We start from the raw sequence: 5913 nt of genomic DNA, 5'->3' as shown, positions 1-5913 counted from the left end.
CATCGACGTCAGCATGCCGATGAGGGTGGTGACGAAGACGAACTGGACGGTGCGGGTCAGGGCGGGGACGACGACGTGCCGGATGGTCTGGGGCAGCGTGGCGCCGTCGACCTCGGCCGCGTCGAGCAGCGACGGGTCGAGGGTGGCGAAGCCCGCCAGGAAGACGACGAGCGCCATGCCGAACGTCGCCCAGACGTGCACCCCGACGACCGCGAAGATCGCCACGTCCGGGTCGCCGAGCCAGTCCACCGGCCCGAGGCCCAGGCCGCCGAGCACCGTGTTGACGGGACCGTCGAAGGCCAGCAGCAGGGTGAAGATCGCGCCGACGATCACGGGGGAGAGCACGGCGGGGAAGAAGTAGACGCCGCGGTAGACGCGGTGTCCCGGCACCTTCAGGTGCAGGAAGGTCGCGAGCAGGCCGGGAATCGCCACGGCCACCGGCAGCAGCAGCACGAGCAGTCCGACGTTGCGCAGCGAGGTGAGGAAGAGGGGGTCGTCGACCAGGGTCAGGTAGTTGTCGAACCCGACCGCGGTACCGTCGCGGTCGCCGTCGCCGGTGAACGAGAAGTTGATCCCGAGCACCAGCGGCCACAGCCGCAGACCCGCGATGATCAGCACGGCCGGTGCCAGCAGCACCAGGGGAGCGAACCGTTCGGCCCGCGAACCCCTGGCTTTGCGCCGTGGTGGCCTCGGCGCGATGTCCGCAGTGGACACCGGCGCGTCCATTGTGGAGGAGCTCACGTGCTCAGCCCGTCTTGTCGGACGAGGCCAGCTGCCGCAGCACGTCGTCGACCGTGGTCGAGCCGCTGAGCAGCTGCTGCGACAGGCGGCCCATGAGGTCGACGGTCTTGGAGCTCAGGGCCACGTGCAGGGCGGGTTTGCCGGACTTGACCCCGGCGACGATGGAGGTGACGGCGGGCCCGCCCGCGGAGGTGTCGATCGTGGTGTCCGCCGCGATCGCGCCACCGTCCAGGTAGAAGGCCTTGAGCGCACCGGGTGACGTCAACGACCGCACCAGGTCCGCGGCCAGCTTCGGATCCTTGGTCCACTTCGCGACCGCGTAGCCGATGCCGCCGTCGTAGGGCAGGCTCGGTCTCGCCGCGGGGTTGACCACCGGCGCGTTGCGCACACCGACGTTCTCCGGCTCAAGGAACTCCGCGAAGTCCTTCCAGTGCCCCACGTCGGACATCAGCCCGATGACGTTGGCCGCCTTGCCGGAGTCGAACGCCGCGAACGCGTCGTTGAACATCGCGGTGGAGTTGGCGCCGTCGGTGTTGAGCCCGGACTCGCCGGCCTGCCCCCACAGTTCGAAGATCCTCCGGACGTCCGGGGAGGACCAGTCGCGCTTCCCGCCGATCCAGTCGTCGTACTCCTGCGGCGTCAGCACCGCCGATCCCAGCGCCGACAACCAGAACTGGATGCCGATGCCCTCCTTGTTGCCCAGCGCGAAGCAGCGGGCACCGGTCTTCGCGGTGACGGTGGCGCAGTCGCGGACGAACCCGTCCCACGTCGCCGCGGGAGCGTCCGGGTCCAGCCCGGCCCTGCGGTAGAGGTCCTTGTTGTAGTAGACCGGGTGTCCCTGCAACGTCACCGGCTCGGCGTAGACCTTGCCCGCCTTCGTGAACGCGTCCCACCCGGCCAGCCGCTGCCGGTCCTCGGCGACGTAGGAGTCCAGCGGGGCGAGGGCGTCGGCGCGGTCGCGGATCTGGCCGCCGCCGTTGAACAGCACCACGTCGGGACCCCTGCCGGCCTGGATGGCCGCGCCGAGCAGCGTGTAGTACTGGTCGAACGGCTGCGCGACGAACTCGACGTCCACACCGGGGTGCTTCTTCGCGAAGTCGGCCTTGGCCTCCCGCACGTACCCGGCGGCCTTCGCGTCGCCCGACTTCCAGTCCCACACCACGAGCTTGTCGCCCGACCCGCCGGAGCGCGGCCCCGGACCCGCGGCGCTCCCGCAGCCGGCCGTCAGGAACAGTCCCACCGCGAGAACCGCGGACCACTGCGTGCGCTGCCTCATCGCTGCTCACTTCCCGAGTGGTGGCTCGTGAACTGAACATAAGTCGTATGACGTATCACGTCAACGGTCGGTCGGGTCAGCCGAGGAGGTGCTGCACCACCGCCTTCGTCACCGCGGCCGGCTGCTCGACGTTGGCGAGGTGCGCGGCGCCGGGGACGACGAGGAGCCGGCCGTCCCGCACCGACGCGGCGATGTCGCCGAGGTGGCGCGGCGGCGTGGCCGGGTCGTCCGCTCCCGCGATCGCGAGCGTGGGAGCGGTGATCCGGGCGAGGTCTGCGCGCTGGTCCATGGCCGCGATCGCCTCGCAGCAGGCCGCGTACCCCTCCGCCGGGGTGGCGGCCACCATCGCCTCCCAGCGGGCCCGGTCGTGGTGCGCGGGCGTGAACCAGCGGTCGACGACGGCGGCCGCGACGGCCTCCGTTCCCCGTGCGCGCACGAGTGCGGCCCGGTCCGTCCACTGTGCCGCCGGTCCGAGGAAGGCACTGGTGCACAGGACCACCAGGCGGTCGACGCGACCGGGGTCGCGGGCCGCCAGCCGCAGCGCGGTCATGCCGCCGAGGGACAACCCGACCAGGTGCGCCTTCTCCACGCCCAGGTGGTCGAGCAGGGCGGCGAGGTCGGTGGCCAGGGCGTCGATCGTGCACGGACCCGGCACGACGGGGGACCGCCCGTGGCCGCGCGTGTCGTACCGGACGACGCGGAAGTGCCGTTCCAGCAACGGTGTGGTGGCGTCCCACATCTCCAGCGTCGAGCCGAGCGAGCCGGACAGCACCACCACCGGGCCGTCCGGCCTGCCCGAGACGACGTGGTGGACCCCGGCCGGACTCATCGGCCCGTCGCGCGGATGTCGGACGGGTGCTCGGCCAGCGGCGTGACCTTGATGTCCAGGTACGGGAACAAGGGCAGGCCGGAGAGCAGCTCGTGCAGCTCGTCGTTGGAGCCGACGTCGAAGATCGAGTAGTTGGCGTACTCGCCGGCGACGCGCCAGATGTGCGGCCAGCGACCGTCGCGCTGCAGCTGCTGGGAGTACTCCTTCTCCCTGGCCACGACCTCGGACCGGACGGCAGGGTCGAGGTCGTGGGGGAGGCGGACGTCCATCCGCACGTGGAACAGCATCAGCCGCGCACCGGGTCGAGGACGAAGCCGTAGTCGACGGTCACCGAACCGCCGTCGCCCTTCCGGGGCGCGAGCACGAGCTCCGGCTTGACCGCGGACGCGATGTCGTCGTCGTTGTGCGCGTCGCCGGGGAAGTACAGCTGGGCGGTCAGCTCCTCGTGGCCGGGAGCGGACACCTTCACGTGCAGGTGGGCCGGCCGCCAGGCGTGCCAGCCGGCCGCGGCGATCAGCTTCCCGCACGAGCCGTCGGTGGGGATCTGGTAGGGCGCGGGCTGGATGGTGCGGATCTCGAACGACCCGTCGGCGTCGGCGGTGAAGCTGCCGCGCAGGTTCCACTCGGGCAGGCCGGGGGCGAACTGGCTGTAGTAGCCGTCGGCGTCGGCGTGCCACAGCTCGATCCTGGCTCCCCGCAACGGGGTTCCGCTGACCGAGGTGACGGTGCCGGTCCACGTCAACGGCGTGCCCCGCTCGTCGTCGCGCATCGGGACGGCGCCGCGGGACCCGGACTCGGGGGCGCCCGGCACGTAGTACGGGCCCTCGATGGTGCCCTTGCTGCCCTCGCGGTGCTCGGTGGCGACCTCCTCGACGACGTGCTCGACCCAGACGTCGAGGAACAGCGGCCACTCGCCGTCCTGGCCGACCTGGATCAGCCACGCCTTGAGGGCGTTGTACTCGGCGTAGGTGACCTTGTGCTCGCGGATCGTCGCGTGGATCGCGCCGAGGACCTCGCGCGCCAGCAGGTCGACGCGCTCCGCCGGGGTGTCGCGGACGGCGTCGAACGGGGACTTGTCGGTCTGGAAGCGTTCGGTGGCCGAGGCCCCGGAAGCCGCGGCGGTGGCGGCGGCTGTGTCGGTGTCGATGCTCATGGTGTGCTCCGTGGTGGGTCAGGTGTCGGTGCGGTAGCGGGCGAGCTTGTCCGGGTCGACCTCGACGCCGAGCCCGGCGCCGGGACGGATGGCGAGCTCTCCGCCGGAGATCTCCAGCGGTTCGGTCAGCAGGTCGTCGGTCATGTCGAGGAAGTTCGACAGCTCGCCGGCCCGGCGGGACGTGAGGCGGTAGGCGGCGCCGAACGCGACGGTGCACGCCGAGCCGAGCTGGCCGTCGATCTGGTTGCCCATCACGACTTCCAGGCCGAGCCCCTCGGCGAGGTGGTGCACGCGCTGGCTCTGGGTGAAGCCGGTGCGGGCGGTCTTGACGCTCACGGCGGTGGCGCTGCCGCCGAGCACCTCCCGCGTCACGTCGGCGGGCGTCACGGCGGACTCGTCGGCGATGAACGGGACGTCGCACTGCCGCACGAGCCAGCGCCGGCCGAGCACGTCGTCGGCGGGGCAGAGCTCCTCGGCGAACAACAGGTCGAGGTCCGCCATCTCCTTCAGGGCACGGGCGGACTCCGCCGCGCTCCAGCCGCGGTTGCCGTCGACGTAGAGGTCCACTGCGGACCCGAGCGCGGTCCGCAGCGCGCGGACGACCTCGGTGTCGAGCCGGTACGGCCTGCGGCCCACCTTCACCTTGAACGTGGTGATGCCGTAGGTGTCCCGCATCGCCTCGGCCTCGGCGACCATCGCGGCTGGCTCGTCGAACCCGAGCATGTGCGAGACCCGCATCCGGTCGCCGTAGCCGCCGAGCAGCTCGGTGACTCCGACGTCGAGCGTGCGGCCCAGCGCGTCCCAGATCGCCATGTCGACGGCCGACTTGGCGGTCGGGTTGCCGACGGTGCGGCCGAGCCGTGCCGCGACGGTCTCCCGTTCCAGCAGGGAGAGCCCGACGACCTGCGGGGCGAAGAGCTGGTCGACGACCGCGCGGATGCCGTCCTGGGTCTCGCCGTAGGTGAACGGCCGGGGCGGGGCCTCGGCGACGCCCACCACGCCGTCGTCGGTGTGGACGCGGACCAGGACGTGCTCGGCCACGTGCACCTCGCCGCTCGCGAACCGCAGCGGCTTGCGGTAGGGGATGGCGAACGGGATCGCCTCGATCTTGGTGATCTTCATCGGGTGGCTTTCTGCGCGGGGCGGGGCCGCTCGGCGGTGAACAGGTCTTCGAGGACGTCGAGCACGGACGTGACCAGCGCCGACTCCCGGTGCTCCCGCCAGGCGAGGGCCAGCTCGACCGACCCGGCGCCGGCCACGTCGCGGAACGTGACACCGGCCAGCGGCATCGCCCTGGCGGAGGAGGGCACGAGCGCGACGCCCAGTCCCGCCGCGACCAGCGCGAGCAGCACGGCGGTGCCGGGGGCGTCGTGCTCGTGGTGCGGCAGGAACCCGGCCTGCCGACAGCTGCGGACGACGGCCTCGTTCACCGCCGAGTCCGGGCTGCTGTAGAGCACGAACGACTCGGTGGCCAGGTCGGTCATCGCGACCGCCGGTTCGTCCGCCAGCCGGTGGTCGGCGGGCACGGTCAGCACCAGCGGTTCGACCTCGATCGTGCGGACCGAGATCTCCTCGCCGGTGGCGGGCGGCCGCAGCAGGCCCAGGTCGAGGCTGCCGTCGCGCAGGCCGTCGCACTGCGCCGGGGTGAGCAGGTCCGCGTGGACCTCCAGCGCCACGTCGGGCAGCTCCCGTTTGACCGCGCGGACGATCCGCGGCAGGTGGGTGAAGGCGGCGGTGCCGGTGAACGCCATGCGCACCAGCCCCAGCCGTCCCTGCGCGATCCGGCGCACGCCGCGGACGCTGTCGTCGACGGACCCGAGCACGCGCCGGGCCTCCTCGCGCAGGAACTCCCCGGCGGGCGTCAGGCGGACCTGGCGGGTGGTCCTGGTGAACAGGGCCGCGCCCAGCTCGGCC

At 72.1% G+C, this 5913-nt stretch carries 7 protein-coding genes; all 7 read right to left on the bottom strand.

What is annotated here, in order from left to right:
- On the bottom strand, window positions 1-741 hold a 741-nt coding region (locus VF330_RS23580), incomplete at its 3' end, for a sugar ABC transporter permease (protein WP_330853837.1).
- A gap of 4 nt (window positions 742-745) precedes the next feature.
- On the bottom strand, window positions 746-2017 hold the full coding sequence (locus VF330_RS23575) for an ABC transporter substrate-binding protein (protein ID WP_330853836.1): 1272 nt from the start codon (window positions 2015-2017) through the stop codon (window positions 746-748).
- A 76-nt stretch (window positions 2018-2093) separates the two neighbouring features.
- Complete coding sequence (gene pcaD, locus VF330_RS23570) at window positions 2094-2846, bottom strand: 3-oxoadipate enol-lactonase (protein WP_330853835.1); 753 nt, start codon at window positions 2844-2846, stop codon at window positions 2094-2096.
- Window positions 2843-3133 carry a muconolactone Delta-isomerase gene (catC, locus tag VF330_RS23565; RefSeq protein WP_330853834.1) on the bottom strand — a complete coding sequence of 97 codons (291 nt, stop codon included), beginning with the start codon at window positions 3131-3133 and terminating at the stop codon, window positions 2843-2845. Before catC ends, pcaD begins: the two co-directional genes overlap by 4 nt.
- Window positions 3133-3999, bottom strand: coding sequence for a catechol 1,2-dioxygenase (gene catA, locus VF330_RS23560; RefSeq protein WP_330853833.1), 867 nt, complete (start codon window positions 3997-3999; stop codon window positions 3133-3135). Before catA ends, catC begins: the two co-directional genes overlap by 1 nt.
- 18 nt (window positions 4000-4017) lie before the next feature.
- The gene (locus VF330_RS23555) at window positions 4018-5121 is read right to left on the bottom strand and encodes a mandelate racemase/muconate lactonizing enzyme family protein (protein ID WP_330853832.1); all 1104 of its coding nucleotides are present in this window, start codon (window positions 5119-5121) and stop codon (window positions 4018-4020) included.
- Window positions 5118-5913, bottom strand: a 796-nt coding sequence (locus VF330_RS23550) for a LysR family transcriptional regulator (RefSeq protein WP_330853831.1), incomplete at its 5' end; no start/stop codon positions are given. The genes VF330_RS23550 and VF330_RS23555, both read right to left, overlap by 4 nt.

The organism is Lentzea sp., from assembly GCF_036380075.1.
In the GTDB taxonomy this organism is placed as follows: Bacteria; Actinomycetota; Actinomycetes; order Mycobacteriales; family Pseudonocardiaceae; genus Lentzea.
The sequence above is the reverse complement of the archived record's forward strand: the minus strand, read 5'-3'. Positions and strand labels throughout refer to the sequence as shown.

What these genes read in the sequence shown, in the direction of transcription:
- VF330_RS23575 (WP_330853836.1), bottom strand. Translation starts at nt 2,017, where the DNA reads ATGAGGCAGCGCACGCAGTGGTCCGCGGTTCTCGCGGTGGGACTGTTC.
- pcaD (WP_330853835.1), bottom strand. Translation starts at nt 2,846, where the DNA reads ATGAGTCCGGCCGGGGTCCACCACGTCGTCTCGGGCAGGCCGGACGGC.
- catC (WP_330853834.1), bottom strand. Translation starts at nt 3,133, where the DNA reads ATGCTGTTCCACGTGCGGATGGACGTCCGCCTCCCCCACGACCTCGAC.
- catA (WP_330853833.1), bottom strand. Translation starts at nt 3,999, where the DNA reads ATGAGCATCGACACCGACACAGCCGCCGCCACCGCCGCGGCTTCCGGG.
- VF330_RS23555 (WP_330853832.1), bottom strand. Translation starts at nt 5,121, where the DNA reads ATGAAGATCACCAAGATCGAGGCGATCCCGTTCGCCATCCCCTACCGC.